Below are 17,293 nucleotides of genomic sequence, written 5' to 3'. Positions count from 1 at the left end.
TATGAAGAATCGCACTGCTATGTTTATGACACATACCCTTTTAATCGTTTTTGGGATTATTTGGATTTATCCGTTTATATGGATGATTTCTTCGTCCTTTAAAACAAATAGCACATTTCTGACTTCAGGAATCAACCCGCTTCCTGAAAATATACATTGGGATAACTATATTCGTGCTTGGGAAGTAGCTAATTTTTCAGGATACTTTTTGAACTCAGTTATTATTACACTATCAACAGTATTAATTGTCATTACACTGAGCTGTTTAACAGGATATGCTCTTGGGAGAGTGAAGTTCCCGGGAAGAAAAGTCATTATTACAATTGTTGTGGCTTTAATGTTCATCCCATCAGGATATACGATTATTCCGCTCTATGAATTAATGAAAATGCTTGGATTATCCGATTCCATATTTGGTGTAGTATTAGCTGAATCAAGTGGTGCTCATATTTTATTTATATTATTATTTGCTGCCTTTTTCTCAAGAGTGCCTCAAGAAGTGGAAGATTCTGCAGCAATTGATGGAGCTGGATTTTTTAGAACCTTTGCAAAAATTGTTCTGCCAACTGCCAAGCCGGTTATAGCTACAGCGGCAATCATGCAATTTGTCTGGACATGGAGTTCGTTCTTAGTTCCGCTTGTACTAACTCTAAATAGTCCAGAATTGAGAACGCTTGCAGTAGGAATGCTCTCATTTGTGGGAAGATACCAAACAGATTGGACAGGAATGGCGGCGGGAGCAAGCATATCCTTAGTACCTGTAATTTTAATATTTATTGTGATGCAACGCTACTTTATTGAAGGTATATCCGGTTCTGTGAAATAGTGGTACGAAGCTTTCACCAGTAATTGGAATACTGAGTTTCCTGTATTGTCGGGGAGTGAAGTGTTTCTATTATTACTTACGAATCGAAAGTGTTTAGATATCAGCAAAATGATTGGAGGAGGACGGTAATGGCCTTTGATATAAAGAAGATTCCCTTTAGCAGATATGGATCTTATTTATCTGTATCGTATTTAAAGAAGAGACAAGGTTTAGAAGAAGGGTTGTATTTAAGGAATATTCGTGGTGGAGACGATAATGATGGATCTGTTTTTAAATTAGATGTATTGGCAGATAATGAAGTTGTTCCATTTGAAAGTATACTGGAACCAACTTCCTTAGAGCTTGTTTCCGAGCATGGTTATGTAAAATTGGTTATGGGGGATGTAGATAATATCTGTCTTTCTTCTGAAAATGTAGGCATTCGGTTTACTTTAGTCAGACAAGCCTATGACAATGCTTTTTCTCGATCAGATAAGAGCTGGCAAATTAATGTTTTTTCTAAGAAAATTAACTTTATAACGACTGTTTTGGATGGGAATTTAGCTGTTGATGCTCCATGGGATGTGAATGGCTGTGAAAGAGTAGTTATTGATTTCCTGCCATCAGCAGAAACAAATAAAATGAACGGAATTTTAGAGGAATTTACAATAAGTTATAAAAATAAAGAATTCGAACAAGATTTTGAAACCTGTCATAAAAGAGTGAAAGAATCTTTCCATTCTTGGCAAGAAAATGTATTGTCCACACCTAAAGCGTATGAGAAGGGTACAAAACAAGCAGCATATATTACATGGTCCAGTATGGTAAGAGAAGAAGGAAAGCTTACTCGTCCGGCAATGTATATGTCGAAAAATTGGATGACGAATATTTGGAGCTGGGATCATTGTTTTAATGCAATGGCATTATTAAAACACCAGCCTGAATTAGCCTGGGATCAAATGATGATTTTCTTTGAAAATCAAGACAGCACCGGGATGCTGCCAGATTTTATAAATGATGAATTTGCTTATTGGAATTGTACAAAGCCGCCTATTCACGGCTGGACAGTATTATGGATGCTGGATAGGTCAGAAAGTATATCAAATAATCATTTGGAAGAAATCTATACACCGCTTTCGAAATGGACAAATTGGTATTTTGAATACAGAGATTCTAATAAGAATGGTTTTCCAGAGTATCATCATGGAAACGATAGCGGTTGGGATAACAGCACAGTCTTTAGCGAAGGTATCCCTGTAGAAAGCCCAGACGTATGTGCTTTCTTAATACTGCAAATGGAAGCACTAGAGAAAATAGCTGGCAGACTGCAAAAAATAGAAGAGGCCAAAATTTGGAAACAAAAACAAGAAGACTTATTAGCTGGATTTCTTGATTACTTCTGGAAGGAAGACTATTTTACGGCATATGTAGCTGAGCAGCAGGTGAAAACCGGAGATAGTTTATTGTTATTTATGCCAATTGTGCTTGGAAAAAGACTGCCAAAAGCTATTTTAAACCAGCTTGTTGAGGGATTGAAGGATGAATCAAGGTTTCTAACAGGTAATGGATTAGCTACTGAAAGTGTATCGAGCTCTTATTATAAGTCAGATGGTTATTGGAGAGGACCTATTTGGGCACCTTCGACGATGCTGATTATTGATGGCTTATACAGAGCTGAGGAAGTGGATTTTGCCAGTGAGCTTTCTAAGCGCTTTTGTAATATGGCGAATAAAAATGGAATGGCAGAAAATTTTGATGCTATTACAGGAGAAGGATTAAGAGACAGGGCTTTTACATGGACCTCCAGTGTCTTTTTAATTTTAGCAAATGCATATGTTTAAAAATAAATAGTTAAAAAACTTACGATTACAAGTAAGGGAGAGAATAATATGCGTGATTATAAAGTTTGGGAAGATATATCAATAACCGATATTAACCGCAGGAAGCCAAGAGCTTATTTTAGATCATTTCCGACAAAAGAAGCTGCAATAGCGGGAAATAATAGTGATACGCACCATTTTAAAAGTCTAAATGGCTCATGGCATTTTCAATTTTTAATTTCACCAGAATATACAGAAGCGGGGATAGAGCAGCCAGATTATGATGTCAGCAGCTGGGATGAGATAGCTGTTCCCGGCAATTGGCAAATGAATGGATATGGGAATATGCATTATTCTGATTTGTGGTATAACTTCCCTATCAGACCGCCTTATGTACCGTCAGATAATCCAACAGGGATTTATAAGCGGAAGTTTATGATAGAGGAGACTTGGTTTTCTCAAGATATTATTCTGCGTTTTCACGGTGTGGATTCCGCTTTTCATGTCTGGGTTAATGGTAAAGAGGCCGGCTACAGTAAAGGGGCAAGAATAACGAGTGAATTTGATATTACTTCTTATCTGCATAAAGGAGAGAACGATATTACCGTTCGTGTTTATCAATGGTCTGATGGAACATACTTGGAAGATCAGGATATGTGGTGGTTGAGCGGTATATTTCGTGATGTAGAAGTTTATACGCAGCCTTGCAGCGGATTAGAGAATATAAAGATAGATACATATCTTAATAATCAGTATAAGGATGGCAGATTAGAGCTTTCAGGAGAACTGAGAACGGATGATGGACAGCCATTAAAGCTTGTTTATGAATTATATGACAGGAATAAAAAACAAATTTTGCAGGGAGAAAAAAAGGCAGAGAAATCATTCTCCATCTCTGAAGAATTAGATGATATCACTCTATGGAGTGCAGAAAAACCTTATCTGTATCAGTTTATTCTATCTGTTTATCAGGGAGAAGAATTAATAGAGGTTATCCCAAATCAAGTAGGCTTTCGTGAAATTGAATTAAAGGGCAATGTATTTACTGTGAATGGAGTGGCTATTAAACTCAAAGGCGTAAACCGGCATGATTTTCACCCGAAAACTGGTAGAGCTGTTACCAAGCAAGATATGCTGGAGGATATTCTTTTAATGAAGCAGCATAATATTAATGCCGTCCGCACGGCTCATTACCCGAACGCACCTTATTTCTATGATCTATGTGATAAGTATGGAATGTATGTTATTGATGAAGCAGATATTGAGTGCCACGGCTTTGAATTAACCAACCGTTATAATTGGATTGCTGAGGACCCTGCATGGCAAAAAGTAATGGTGGATAGAGTTGCAAGAATGGTAGAACGGGATAAGAATCATCCTTGCATCCTGATGTGGTCCCTTGGTAATGAATCCAGCTTCGGTAAAAATTTTAGAAAGCTGGCAGCTGTTTGCAGGGAAAAGGACCCAACACGGCTGGTCCATTATGAAGGAGACCGTGAAGCAGAAGTAACAGATGTTTATTCCACTATGTATACTTGGCTGGAGGCTCCAAATAGTAAGAGGAAAACAATGGAAGACATTATTGAAACAACAAAAAAACCGCATATTCATTGTGAATATGGACATGCGATGGGAAACGGTCCAGGAGGATTAAAAGAGTATCAGGATTTAATTTATGCACATGATCATCTGCAAGGTGGCTTTATTTGGGAATGGTGTGATCATGGAATTGCAAGCACGGATGAAAATGGAACTGTTTATTATCGCTATGGTGGAGATTTTAAGGATGATCCGACAAATGGGAACTTTTGTATCGATGGGCTTGTTATGCCTGACCGAACACCTTCTCCGGCGTTAAAAGAATATAAGAAGATTATTGAACCCGTTCATACACAAGCACTCGATCTGGATAAAGGCATGCTCGAAGTGGAAAACAAATATGAATTTATTTCATTACAGGACTTGGTATTGTATTTTACAATTCAAAAAGAAGATGAAATTATTATCTCTGGGAGTAAGCAGTTGACGGATATTCCTGCCAGACAGAAGAGAAGTATTACATTAGATTATAATCTGGATTTTTATATAGAGCCCGGCTCTGATTACTATCTAAATGTTTCTTATACAACGAATAAAAATCTATCTTGGGCTGCTGAAGGTCATGAATTAGCAAATGCACAGTTTCTGCTGCCATTAAAAAAAGAGGTGCAGCCCAAATCTCCGAAAAAAACTGTTTCTATGGAGGAAAAAGACTTTGAACTCATTATTCGCGGTGATGATTTTGAACTCATTTTTGACCGGGTGAACGGAAAAATGCTTTCTTGGAAAAAGGATAATAAACCGGTGATTCAATCCGGACCGGCATTGCAATTTTGGCGGGCACCGATTGATAATGATATGTACCTGATGCGTGATTATAAAGAAAAATATTTTATGCATCTTTGGCATGAAATGGTAGATGAGGTCTCCTACAGCAAAGAAGCAAACCATGTTCATATCCGCGTTCTAACGGTTAATGGCACAACCAATTCAGCCTGGTATTATCAATGTGAGTACAGCTATAAAATATTTGGGAGCGGAGATGTTCTCTTCCAAGTGCAGGGAACACCAGTCGGCATGATAGAAAATGCCCCGAAAATGATTCCAAGAATCGGTGTGGAATTAAAGCTGAATAAAGAAATGGAGCATGTAAAATGGTATGGCCGTGGTGATGGAGAAAGCTATGCTGACTCTAAACAGGCAAATCTATTTGGCGTGTATCAATCTACAGTAGATGACATGTTCACAAATTACGTAAAGCCGCAGGAAAATGGAAATCGTACAGATACGACCTGGATGAGGTTATCTGACAAGCAGGGAACTGCCTTTATAGCATCAGCACTGGAAGAAAAATTTGATTTTGGAGCAAGCTTTTATGATATAAAAGATTTAGAAACAGCTAAACATACCATTGATTTGCAAAAAAGTGACTGTATTCATTTACATCTGGATTATAAGCAAAACGGGCTGGGATCTAATTCTTGCGGACAAAATCAATTAAAAAAATATCGCTGTACATTCGAACCTTTTACATTGCAGCTGAAGTTGTCAGCCTATCAGCAATCAGAAATTTCGGATATATGGAAAGGAAAAGAAAAAATAGTAGATAAATAGCATTCTTGGGAGCTAAGTGCTCCCTTTTCTTATAAATACCCTCTTTTAGGAAAAAGTATAAGCATTAACAAACATTTCGCGATGTAAAACAGATACAATATGCTATAATGCAAATAAACTAAGCATATCATTAACATTTTCATTGAGCAATAAATGAAATTGATTATTTTAGGAATGAGTAATTACAGTATAATAAAATAGAGCGGAATAAAGAATTTGATAATCATAGTTAGACAGATTAAGATATAATGAAAAACTATAAAAGACGGAAAGAAAAGAAGTTTCATTTCATGGTGGAGGAATTTATATGCAGCGAGGAACCTTTAAATTAATGAAATCCGTAAATAAATCATTGGTGCTAAATAAAATTCGCAAAGATGGTCCTATATCCAGAGCACAAATTGCAAAAGAATCGAAATTAACCCCTCCAACTGTAAGCAGTTTTGTAAAGGAATTATTAGAAGAAGGGCTGGTAAAAGAAAAAGATTTAGGGAAATCTAATGGCGGCCGTAAACCGACAATGCTTGAAATTAATTATCATCACTTCTATATAATTGGTGTAGATTCCGGTTCGAGCAGAGTAGACGTTATATTATCAGACTTATCAGGGAAAATCTATGAACGTATAAGCTCTGTTTTTCCAAAGGATATGTCTAAAGAGCAATTTTTGATTATATTATCAACGGCAGTCCGTGATATTTTATCTAAGGTAAAGCAACCTGAAAAGGTGCTTGGTATTGGAGTTGCAATGCATGGTGTTGTACAGGTGGAAACAGGAACTTCGTTAATCGCTCCTTCATTGGGATTAGAGAACATACCCATTAAAGAGACATTACAGAATGAATTTAATCTGGAAGTATATGTTGAAAATGATGCAAGAGCAATGGCTTTAGGAGAATCATGGTTTGGGGAATACGGAGATCAGGACAGTATGATGACTGTAAATATTGGAAATGGAGTCGGATCTGGCCTTGTGGTTGATGGAAACCTTTATCATGGAGCACAGGATATAGCCGGCGAGATTGGTCATATGATGATTGATATACATGGGGAGGTTTGTGAGTGCGGGAATAAAGGCTGTCTCCAGACATTTATTTCTGGATCATCTATAGCTAGAAGAGCAAATAAATTAGGTGAGGAGCATTATACTTCTGGAAAGGATGTATATGAAGCAGTACAGAATGGAAATACATCTTTAAAAGAAGTTTTTGAAGAGACCGGCAAACTTATTGGTATAGGAATAACTAATCTTATTCATGTGGTGAATCCGAAGCTGATTGTGCTTGGCGGTGGTGTGATGAATGCTGAGGAGATGCTGCTGCCAGCTGTTCATAAAACCATTGCTCAGCATGCTTTAACCCTAGAAGCTAAAGAAACAAAGGTAGTTGTCAGTAAATTAGGCAAGGACGCTGCGATGTTAGGTGCAACAGCTCTTGTTTTAGTAGAGATTTTTAATTAAATTGACTAGGAATGTAAAACAGGACAATCTTTTTCATAGATTAGATGTCCTGTTTTTGGCATTATAAGAAGACTAGTTTATTCCGAATCTAAAGGTGGTTGTTTTATTATAAAGCTCTCCTGCCTGGATAATCATAGTGGGAAGACTGTCTTGATAAAGCGCCGATGGTGTATTTGCTGTTTCAAAACAAACACCATAATGAGCAGGAAAAGTCCCATCTGCCAATACATATCCTTGAGTTCCCTGATTTGCAGTGTACATGACCATTCCAGGCTGATTCGTTTCTATAGATAAGGTTCTGCCGCTGGCTTGTTCATAAACATCGATATTACTTTTTTCATTTTCAAATACAAAGTAATGATCATAACCACCAGCCAGAGCTAATTGTTTTATATCAGGTAAGGATTTTAATCCCTCTCCCAGTAAAGCTCCGGAACGAAAATCAAGTGCTGTATCAGTTACATTGAGAAGATGTCCTGTTGGTAATAAACTGTTATCCAATTCTAAGATGGTACTGCTTGGCATGGTGATATGATGCTGGTAAACAGAATTTTTCATATTTCCGGTTAAATTAAAATAAGTATGGTTTGTTAATGAAAGTATGGTCGCTGTATCAGGGACAGCATGATAATGAATAGAAAATTCATTATCACTGGTAAGACGATAGGTAATAGTTACATTCAGGCAGCCTGGGTAGCCTCCCGAAGATGCTATATCTTTTGTTGTCAATTGTAATTCTGCTGCTGATTCGTTTTTTTTAATTTGCGTATCCCACAGAATTTGATGAAATCCGTCTGATCCGCCATGTAAATGACTTGTACCTTCATTTTGTTCTAATTGATAAGCTTGCTGATTTATTTTGAACCGGCCATCAGGTATCCGTCCAGAAACTCTTCCAATTAGAGCTCCTAAATACAAGGAGTTTTTTTCATAATCATGATAATCCTGGAAAGTCCAAACAATATTTTCTGTATTTCCATTTCGGTCTGGTGTAGATAGCTTTGTGATAATTCCGCCATAATTGAGAATGCTGATTTCAATGATGTTATTTGATAATATGAACTCTTTCCAGCCATTTACAACTTCTTTTACATGTATGTCCATGCTTTCACCTTCTTTTCGACAAGCAACGTCAATTTATTTAGCTGATTTATTATAATAACTAAAATAATTAATTTAATTAATTAACTTATTAATAATATTCTAACTTTTTAAGGCGGCCTTGGCAATAGGGAATATGTATAAATTAGCTGAATGATTTAACAGGTATACTTATAAAATTACGCTAAAATAGTATGAAATGAAAAGCAGGTTTATTAGAAAAAAACGGGTTATTTTATCGGGATGAAAATCAATACAGTCAGCAAGGAGTTTGTTAACTTTCATCTAGTCTACAATATGATATTATAAGATAGAAGGAAGGTGTACTTGGTGATATTAGTTATTCTTATTTGTTTTACTGTTGCAATGCTGGCAGCGTTTGTTGGAAGCCTGGCAGGGCTCGGAGGCGGAGTCGTATTAATCCCATTATTATTCCTTGCCAGCGGTAATATGGAAGGTTTTGAGTGGGTGACTCCTCAAACAGTTGTAGCGATGTCGTTACTGGTTATGTTTTTTACAGGTATATCTTCTGCTTTATCCTTTGCAAAGACAAAACGGATTGATTATAAAGCAGGCGGACTGTTTTTAATCGGCAGTATCCCGGGGAGTATGTGCGGAGCCTGGTTTAATCAATTTGTTCAGGCAAATACATTTTATATTTATTTTGGTACTTTAATCATTATTATTGCCGCTATTCTTTTTTACAGACAGTTAAAGGGGATTCAGCCACGAAAAGTAGATGAATCCGAAAAAGGATCGCGCCAGGCGAAAATAGGAACAGAAATATATACATATAAAATTCAAATAGTACCTGCTGTCGTCATTGCGTTCTTTGTCGGGATGCTGTCAGGTTTTTTCGGTATAGGCGGAGGAGCAATTATGGTTCCGGTTATGCTGCTTGTATTTGGCTTTCCGGCGCATATTGCAACCGCAACTTCGATGTTTATGATTATCTTTGTAAGTTTATTTGGAAGCATAACGCATATTGCACTTGGCAATATTGAGTGGGCTTATGTGCTTTTCTTCATTCCTGGAGCATGGATTGGCGGTAAGCTGGGTGCATTTACAAACCAAAAGATTTCAAGCTCGTTATTGGAGCTGTTTTTAAGAATCTTATTGATTATAATGGGAATTCGTATGATTTTACAAGGAATCGGTTAGGGGCGGTGAAGGATGTCTGAAGAAAAAATTTATTTTTACTATACAAATGATTTGCATAGTAATTTCGAACAATGGCCTAGAGTAACAGCATTTTTAAAAGAGAAGCAAGACCTGAGAAAGCAAAATAAAGAAGCTTACTTTACGATGGATGTAGGAGATCATATTGATCGTTCCCACTCTATTACAGAAGCTTCAAGCGGATTGGCCAATGTCGAGTTATTAAATGAAGCAGGCTATGATATCGTGACGCTTGGAAATAATGAGGGTATCACGCTGTCCCATCAAGAATTATATCAATTATATGATAAGGCGGATTTTCAAGTTGTTTGCAGTAATTTATTTAGTATGGATGAATTTACACCTTTTTGGCTAAAACGTACGCATACATTTACGACTGAGAGCGGTATACGGATAGGAATATTAGGTTTAACAGCCCCGTTCAATGCTTTTTATAATCTGCTCGACTGGAATGTAGAAAATGAATTTGACATTATTGAAAGCTATATAGAAGAATTAGCTAAAGAAACAGATATGATTATTCTGCTTTCTCATTTAGGAATTTCAGTGGATCAGGAAATTTCGAGGAGATACCCGGATATTGATGTTATTATCGGCGGACATACGCATCACTTATTAGAAGAAGGTGAATTGGTAAACCAGACTTTGATAACAGCAGCCGGAAAGCATTGTTACTATATGGGAGAAGTAGAAGTTATCTGGGATCATGAGAAGAAGCAGATTATCTCTAAAGAAGCGGATGCAGTAAGTTTAATAGACAGCGTGAAGGATTTGAAGACAGAAGAGCATCTGCAGCAATTATCGAATCAGGCAAATCATTATTTGGATCAGGTAGTAGCAGTTGTGGAAGAGCCTCTTGAGGTGAAATGGTTTGCAGAAACACCGATTATCCAATCCTTGACAAAAGTGCTCAAGAGATGGACCAATGCAGATATTGCAATGCTCAATGCAGGTGTACTACTGGATTCGCTGCCGGCCGGAGCAATTACAAAAGGAGATCTTCACCGGGTTTGCCCGCATCCGATTAATCCAGTCCTTGTTGATTTAAGGGGAGATGAAATTGTAGAGACAGTCAGAGCGTCACTTTCTCCTGCTTTTACAGAATTAAAATTAAAAGGATTCGGATTTCGGGGGGAGCTTTTAGGTAAAATGATTTTCTCAGGGATCAAGGTAGAAACAGCTTTTCATCGTAATGGTGATATTTATGTAAAGCAGGTTTATACAGAAAATGGTTATCCCATTAATCCAGATAAAACTTACTATGTTGCTACTGCGGATGTATTTACCCTTGGCCAGCTGCTGCCGGAAATTGCCCATTCTGCGAAAAAACAATATTTTCTGCCAGAATTTTTACGTGATCTATTAGCCTATGCTGTAAAGCAGTTTTAGACACTGTCATTTCCGCTTGTGACGTTCTCCCCCCTCTCTGCATACACTTATCACGAGAGAATAACAGAGGGGGCTTTTTTATGATTACGGTAGAACCTCTTGAGGTGGATGGAATTATTTTTACAGCAGTAAGTGTTGAGCTGCCAAAAACAACCTTATTAACCATCAGTAATGATATAGGGTACATTATGTGTGCAGCATTGGATGTTGATATTTTCAATGTAATACCTAAGCTGAAAGAAAGAAATGTCATCGCCGGCCGCGCAATGGGAGTAAGAACCATTGATCAATTGCTGAATGCGCCATTACAAAAGATTACAGATGCGTCCAAGGAGCACGGCTGGGAAGTAGGTATGACCGGAAAGGAAGCACTGCTTAAAATATCATAATATGTTTAAAGACAAAGAAAACACTCCCTTCATTTCATGCTGTTTTAGCATGAAATGAAGGGAGTGTTTTTTGTATATCAATATTAGGGAATGGAGCTTACGTATCGCTCTTTCAGTATTCTGAATGAGAAGAAATATTGTCATACATGCTAATCCAGTTTCCTTTGTTCTAATTCTCTTCAGCAACTGCATAAATTAGGGTGAAGGGGGTTGTTTCATTGAGATTTAAAAAACGTTATCGATATCGTCCAACAAGAAAAAGAAGAAGACCTCCATCCCGGCGCTCCATCCTGATGCTGACATTTATCTTATTTTTTGCAGCGGTTGGTTTCAGCTTCTATTTGATTAATGTCAAAATTGAACCAATTGTCATTGATATTGCTAAACGAAAAGCAGATGAATTTGCTGCCAGAGCAATTAACTCAGCTGTTTATTATGTAGAGGAATATGGATTTGAAGATATGCTTACAATCAACTATGATAATGAGGGAAATTTAGTAACATATAATAGAAACCCGGCAGTTATCAGTGAAATTAACCGGGTGGCAACAGAACGGGTCGAGGAATACTTTACTTATGTAAATCGTGGAGAGCAGCCGGAGTATGAACATAATATGCATGAACCATATGAATACGAAGGTGGTGCAGAGGGAAGGGTTGAAGTAGACCCTACTTTAATTGAGATTCCTTTGGGACAAATAACGGGGAATTCTGTATTAGCTAATTTAGGTCCAAGAATCCCGATAAATATGGAAGTTGTCGGGGCTGTTCGGACGAAAGTGGTAAGCGAAGAAGAAGAGTTCGGCATTAATGGTGCCTGGGTCTCTTTATATATTAATGTAGAAGCAGATGTACAAATTGTTGTACCATTTACATCAGAAGTAAGAACAGTACATACTGAACTTTATTTGGATGGAGGAGCTATTATGGGGAAAGTACCTGATTTTTATGGAGGAGATGGGAATTCTCCGAATATTGCCATTCCTAAAGATGATTTGCAGAAGGATTAAAGATGTAGTATAGTACAATTTAGTTGAATAAAAACCTTATCGGATCGGTGAGGTAGAGGCGCAAATTATATGAGTAACCGGCAGGAGGATGACAACTGTGATTGCCGGAGAAAGGATAGTTTGCCGAAGTATATAAAGGGGTCATACTTTATATTGCTGGCATATTACTGAAGAAGTACTATGCTGTCATGTATTGATTTACATGGAGAACTACTGATCGAAATGGAGGATAACGTTAATTGGTGAAACAATGGTAGGTTATTTTCTATCATTGTTTTTTTGCGTTCACAAGGAAATTTTTATCAATTTTTTGCAGAAATAACCTTGTCTGATTTCCTTATTTCGAATCGGTTGTGTACGCGGCAACGGAGGATTAAATTGCTATTATTTGTCATGCGTTGCTAATCTAGTGCGGGGATTTTTTATCCTAAGCCGGGAAATAAATAGATGGAGGTTTTAATGTGGAAGGTACATTTTGGTCGCTGATACCTGCAATTGTCATGCTGATATTAGTGGTATTAACAAGAAAAGTTCTTATCTCAATAGGAACAGGGATTGTAGTTGGAGCGTTATTATTAAGTAATTTTCATATAGGGGCAACATTAGAAGAGATATGGACGGTATTTTATACTATTTTTTATACAAATGGATCAATAGAAACCGGAAATCTATTATTAATTAGTTTTCTTCTTTTCTTAGGGGTGCTTACCGCATTTTTGCAGGCATCCGGCGGGGCCAGGGCTTTTGGAGACTGGATGCTGCGCCGAGTGAAAACACGTACCGGTGCGGAGCTGATGACTGCTGTTATCGGACTGATTATTTTTATAGATGATTATTTTAACAGCTTAGCAGTAGGTCAAATTGCGAGACCTGTAACGGACAGACAAAATATCTCCCGTGCAAAACTGGCATACTATATTGATTCCAGCTCGGCGCCGGTTACTGTAATCGCACCAATATCAAGCTGGGGAGCTTATATTATTGGTATCTTGGGTGGATTGTTTGTGGCGAATGGTATTACAACAATTCAGCCGATTGAAGCATTTATACAAATGATACCTTTGAATTTTTATGCTATTGCCTCGATAATTTTAGTATTTATTGTAGCGTATTTTCATTTTGATATCGGTCCGATGTATGCTCACGAAAAACGGGCAAGAGAAGAAGGGGAATTGCTAGATCCGAATAGAAATCAAGTATCAGGAGATTTAGGCGATGTATTTGATCCGCATAGAGACGGAAAAGTTTTTCATCTAATTATCCCTATTATTGTATTATTTATTGTTACGGTGATCGCTATGATTGGGACAGGGATAAAGGAAACGGAAGGCAGTGCATCCATCATAGACGCTTTTGCAAATACAAATGTCAATCTTTCCTTAATTATTGGCGGTGTCGCAGCAGTTCTTACTTCGGTTATTTTTCATATGAAGCAGAGAAAACCGCGATCAGATATGAGAAGAATTTTTATAGAAGGTTTTAAAACAATGATTCCTGCAATTAATATTCTTATTCTTGCCTGGATGATTGGTTCTATCATTGGTGAATTGGAGACAGGGAGTTACTTAGCAGGCTTAGTAAATAACTCGTCTATTTCAGCAGACTATCTGCCGGCAATCTTGTTTATCATTGCCGGATTAATGGCTTTAGCGACTGGATCATCATGGGGGACCTTTGGTATTATGCTTCCGATTGCTGCAGAAATTATGGCGAATACAGATATGGAATTATTTTTACCTGCATTAGCAGCTGTACTTGCAGGAGCTGTATTTGGAGACCATTGTTCGCCGATTTCCGATACAACAGTTTTATCTGCAACTGGAGCAGGTGCACATCATATTGATCATGTTCTTACGCAGCTGCCATATGCTTTCATCGCAGCATTTACGGCTTTGGCTGGTTTTTTTGTAATTGGATTTACCCATTCAACATGGATTGCTTTAGCTGCAACGATTATTCTTTTGATAGGAATTGTCTGGGTGACACAGGTTTTATTTGTTCAGAAAAAAAAGAAGGCATCTTAACAGAGGGCTTGGAATACATTTTAGTATTCCAAGCTTTTTGACTATTATCATACAATAATTTCTGCATAAGCATTTTGTAATGTCTATATTTCTGTAATTAAATACTGTAATTTCCATTATTGGATATTGACAAACATCCAGGAAAGGATATAATACAATTGAATAGTCTGAAAGTAACGATTTTTGTTATTATTCATTTTAAAAGCGCTTTCATTCTGTTTTACTTATTAAAAAAGGAGGTTATTATGGATGGAAAATCGTTCACAATGGGGAACACGGGCCGGATTTATTATGGCGGCTGTCGGATCAGCGATCGGTTTAGGAAATATATGGCGTTTTCCGGCAGTTGCTTATGAGAACGGTGGCGGAGCATTCTTTATTCCTTATTTATTTGCTTTATTGACAGCAGGTATTCCTATTCTAATTATGGAATTTGCTATGGGTCAAAAGTATCGTGGATCTGCACCTTTAACGTTTCGAAGAATTAATAAGAAAACAGAATTTATCGGATGGTGGGCAGTACTTGTCGCATTTGTCATTTCAACATACTATTCCGTGATTATTGCCTGGGCAATATCTTATTCTATCTTTTCTTTCAATCAATCCTGGGGAGCAAATACAGAAGATTTTTTATTTGGAGAGTATCTGCAATTAGCTGAAATTCCCGGTCAAATAGGCGGCCTGGTACCAGGCGTGCTAATTCCGCTTATTATCACTTGGCTATTAGTACTTGGAATCTTATTCCGAGGTGTTAAAAAAGGGATTGAGGTAGCAAACCGTATTTTTATTCCTTTGCTTCTTATTGTATTTCTTGTTGTGGTAATTAGAGCCGTCACTTTACCTGGTGCAATGGAAGGTTTGAATGCGTTCTTTACACCTGATTTTAGTCAAATTTTGTCACCTAGTGTATGGATTGCAGCATATGGACAGATTTTCTTCAGTTTATCTATTGCTTTTGCAATTATGATTACTTATTCAAGTTATTTACCTAAAAAATCAGATATTACGAATAACGCATTTATTGTCGGGTTTGGCAATTCCGGTTTTGAACTGTTAGCTGGAATTGGTGTATTTGGAATATTAGGATTTATGGCCTCTTCAGCTGGTGTAAGTGTGGATGAAGTAGTAGCTGGAGGAGTTGGGCTTGCATTTGTTGTATTCCCTGCTATTATTAACGAATTGCCTGCATTTAACGGATTGTTTGGAGCGTTATTCTTTATATCTTTGACTCTTGCCGGAATTACATCACTAATGTCTATTACAGAGACTTATGTAGCTGCATTAGTAGATAAATTCAAAATTTCAAGATCGAAAGCTGTGCTTTTTGGTGGAGGTCTTGCAGCGATAATTTCATTATTATATGCTTCCAAAGGCGGTTTATACTTCTTAGATAACATTGATTATTTTATTAATCAATTCGGTGTGGCCATGATTGGTCTTGTCGAAGTAGTCTTAATTGCCTGGATTCTTCGTAAAACTAATGTGCTTAAAAATCACGCCAATGAAATATCAGATATTCGGCTTGGTTCATGGTGGACGATTAGTATAGCTGTTATTACACCAATTGTAATGGGTTATATGATGTTTGGTCTGTTTAAATTGAATTTAATGAGAGGGTTTGACACAGACTCCGGTAACTATGAAAACTACTCCAATGCCTTTATAAATAATACGGGCTGGGCAGTAGTAGCAGGTGTATTAGTGTTTGGAGTTATTCTGGCATCAATAAAATGGAAATCTAATGATTCCTTATCTGATTACGACGATAAATAGGAGGGAACATGCTTATGAGTGCTTCAGCAATTATTGTAATGATTATCGGCATTGTTATTATATGGGGAGGATTAGCAGCCAGTATTTGGAATGCAGTTCAAAAAGGTAAAAGATAAGCTTCATAAAAATTATTATTGTATTTAAAAGATGGTGTGTATTCCGTTAAGAATGGGATACACACCATTTTGCTAATATGAATTTACTTGTTGTTTTTCTCCATCCGTTCCCATTTTGAAATAAAAGGATAGGGATCAAATGAAAATTCACTGTATCCGTTATCTTTGTACATACCGTAATGAAGATGCGGAGGAAATTTACCGGATGTCCCGGGAGGCCCATAGCCTGTTGATCCAACACTGCCCAGTATATCGCCAGGCTGCACAACCTGACCTACTTTTATATCTTTGTCAAAGCCGCTCATATGCGCATAGTAATGATAAATATTGTAAATATCGCGAATTCCGATACGCCATCCTCCATATAAGTTCCAACCCATCATTTCGACAACTCCATACGTTGTCGATCGAACAGGAACCCCATAAGAAGCGAAGATATCTGTACCCTCATGAATTCGTAAGCCTCCAAATCCGCGGCGGGCTCCCCAAGTACTGCGATAGCTGTAATTATAATTTGTATCCAGTGGAAAGGCCCGGTCTGTTAAATGAATATCACCAAATTTTTGAAACACTTTTGCGGTATTCATGATAGTCTGGACAGTTAAGTCACGTTTATAATGCTCCCAAATTGCAATTTTAACATCGTCCTCATGTAAGCCGTAAGATAAAATGTGGTTTGCCATTGTGTAAAGGATGTCTTCCGGGTCATTAGCATCTGCCTGGTTATCATCATTTCCGTCTTTACCAATTCCGCGAAAATGCTTTATAATGTCCTGTTCAGTTGATTTCGCTGCATTTCCCAAACCAAACCATTCTGTCTCATCGAATTGGATTGAAATAACTTTTTCTTCTTCCGTGGAAGGTAGTGTATTCCGCTCGTAATTATCCATTGCTGCAAAATAGTACCAAGGAACTTGTGTAATTGCTTCTATTTTTTTAAATAAAGCCATTCTCTCTGTATATATTTGATTTTCTGGGTCTGCTTGTACCAAAGTGGCTGTTTGAAAAATAAATAAGAAACAAAGCACCGTCAGAGTGACATTGCGAATTCTAGCCAGATGAATCACCTCCTTGT

13 protein-coding genes and 1 riboswitch are annotated in these 17,293 nt (G+C 37.3%); of the genes, 11 read left to right on the top strand and 2 right to left on the bottom strand.

The features are described from left to right. Position 1 precedes the first annotated feature (1 nt). The 4 genes from IEX29_RS17810 to IEX29_RS17795 all read left to right on the top strand — a co-directional run bounded on the left by IEX29_RS17810 (position 2) and on the right by IEX29_RS17795 (position 7,237). Positions 2-826 carry a carbohydrate ABC transporter permease gene (locus IEX29_RS17810; RefSeq protein ID WP_188735801.1) on the top strand — a complete coding sequence of 275 codons (825 nt, stop codon included), beginning with the start codon at positions 2-4 and terminating at the stop codon, positions 824-826. 128 nt (positions 827-954) lie between these two features. Further along, complete coding sequence (locus IEX29_RS17805) at positions 955-2,646, top strand: amylo-alpha-1,6-glucosidase (protein ID WP_188735799.1); 1,692 nt, start codon at positions 955-957, stop codon at positions 2,644-2,646. 48 nt (positions 2,647-2,694) lie between these two features. Next, positions 2,695-5,778: a beta-galactosidase subunit alpha gene (ebgA, locus tag IEX29_RS17800; RefSeq protein WP_188735798.1), complete on the top strand. Its 3,084-nt coding sequence runs from the start codon at positions 2,695-2,697 to the stop codon at positions 5,776-5,778. Between the two features lie 307 nt (positions 5,779-6,085). Further along, positions 6,086-7,237, top strand: a complete 1,152-nt coding sequence (locus IEX29_RS17795) for an ROK family transcriptional regulator (protein WP_188735796.1) — start codon at positions 6,086-6,088, stop codon at positions 7,235-7,237. A 72-nt stretch (positions 7,238-7,309) separates the two neighbouring features. On the opposite strand, the gene IEX29_RS17790 is transcribed toward IEX29_RS17795, so the two are convergent. After that, positions 7,310-8,341, bottom strand: a complete 1,032-nt coding sequence (locus IEX29_RS17790) for an aldose epimerase family protein (protein ID WP_188735794.1) — start codon at positions 8,339-8,341, stop codon at positions 7,310-7,312. Positions 8,342-8,668: 327 nt separating this feature from the next. Between IEX29_RS17790 and IEX29_RS17785 the strand changes: the two genes are divergently transcribed. The 7 genes from IEX29_RS17785 (at position 8,669) to IEX29_RS17755 (ending at position 16,218) form a co-directional block, all read left to right on the top strand. Further along, positions 8,669-9,499, top strand: a complete 831-nt coding sequence (locus IEX29_RS17785) for a sulfite exporter TauE/SafE family protein (RefSeq protein ID WP_308423654.1) — start codon at positions 8,669-8,671, stop codon at positions 9,497-9,499. 12 nt (positions 9,500-9,511) lie between these two features. Next, a complete protein-coding gene (locus tag IEX29_RS17780) occupies positions 9,512-10,906 on the top strand; it encodes a bifunctional metallophosphatase/5'-nucleotidase (protein WP_188735792.1) in 1,395 nt (464 codons plus the stop codon). 80 nt (positions 10,907-10,986) lie between these two features. Next, a complete protein-coding gene (locus tag IEX29_RS17775; RefSeq protein ID WP_188735790.1) occupies positions 10,987-11,295 on the top strand; it encodes a YunC family protein in 309 nt (102 codons plus the stop codon). 218 nt (positions 11,296-11,513) lie between these two features. Beyond that, positions 11,514-12,305 carry a sporulation protein YunB gene (yunB, locus tag IEX29_RS17770; RefSeq protein WP_229720277.1) on the top strand — a complete coding sequence of 264 codons (792 nt, stop codon included), beginning with the start codon at positions 11,514-11,516 and terminating at the stop codon, positions 12,303-12,305. Between the two features lie 45 nt (positions 12,306-12,350). After that, positions 12,351-12,526, top strand: a riboswitch (Lysine riboswitch). Positions 12,527-12,766: 240 nt separating this feature from the next. After that, positions 12,767-14,329, top strand: a complete 1,563-nt coding sequence (locus tag IEX29_RS17765; RefSeq protein ID WP_188735788.1) for a Na+/H+ antiporter NhaC family protein — start codon at positions 12,767-12,769, stop codon at positions 14,327-14,329. Positions 14,330-14,578: 249 nt separating this feature from the next. Further along, positions 14,579-16,102: a sodium-dependent transporter gene (locus tag IEX29_RS17760; RefSeq protein WP_188735787.1), complete on the top strand. Its 1,524-nt coding sequence runs from the start codon at positions 14,579-14,581 to the stop codon at positions 16,100-16,102. Positions 16,103-16,116: 14 nt separating this feature from the next. Continuing rightward, positions 16,117-16,218, top strand: coding sequence for a methionine/alanine import family NSS transporter small subunit (locus IEX29_RS17755; RefSeq protein ID WP_188735784.1), 102 nt, complete (start codon positions 16,117-16,119; stop codon positions 16,216-16,218). A gap of 83 nt (positions 16,219-16,301) precedes the next feature. Here IEX29_RS17755 and IEX29_RS17750 read toward each other — a convergent pair whose 3' ends face one another. Beyond that, positions 16,302-17,252, bottom strand: a complete 951-nt coding sequence (locus IEX29_RS17750) for a M23 family metallopeptidase (protein WP_373290694.1) — start codon at positions 17,250-17,252, stop codon at positions 16,302-16,304. Positions 17,253-17,293: the final 41 nt, after the last annotated feature.

The sequence above is a fragment of the Oceanobacillus neutriphilus genome, from assembly GCF_014645515.1.
GTDB lineage: Bacteria > Bacillota > Bacilli > Bacillales > Amphibacillaceae > Oceanobacillus > Oceanobacillus neutriphilus.
The sequence above is the reverse complement of the archived record's forward strand: the minus strand, read 5'-3'. Positions and strand labels throughout refer to the sequence as shown.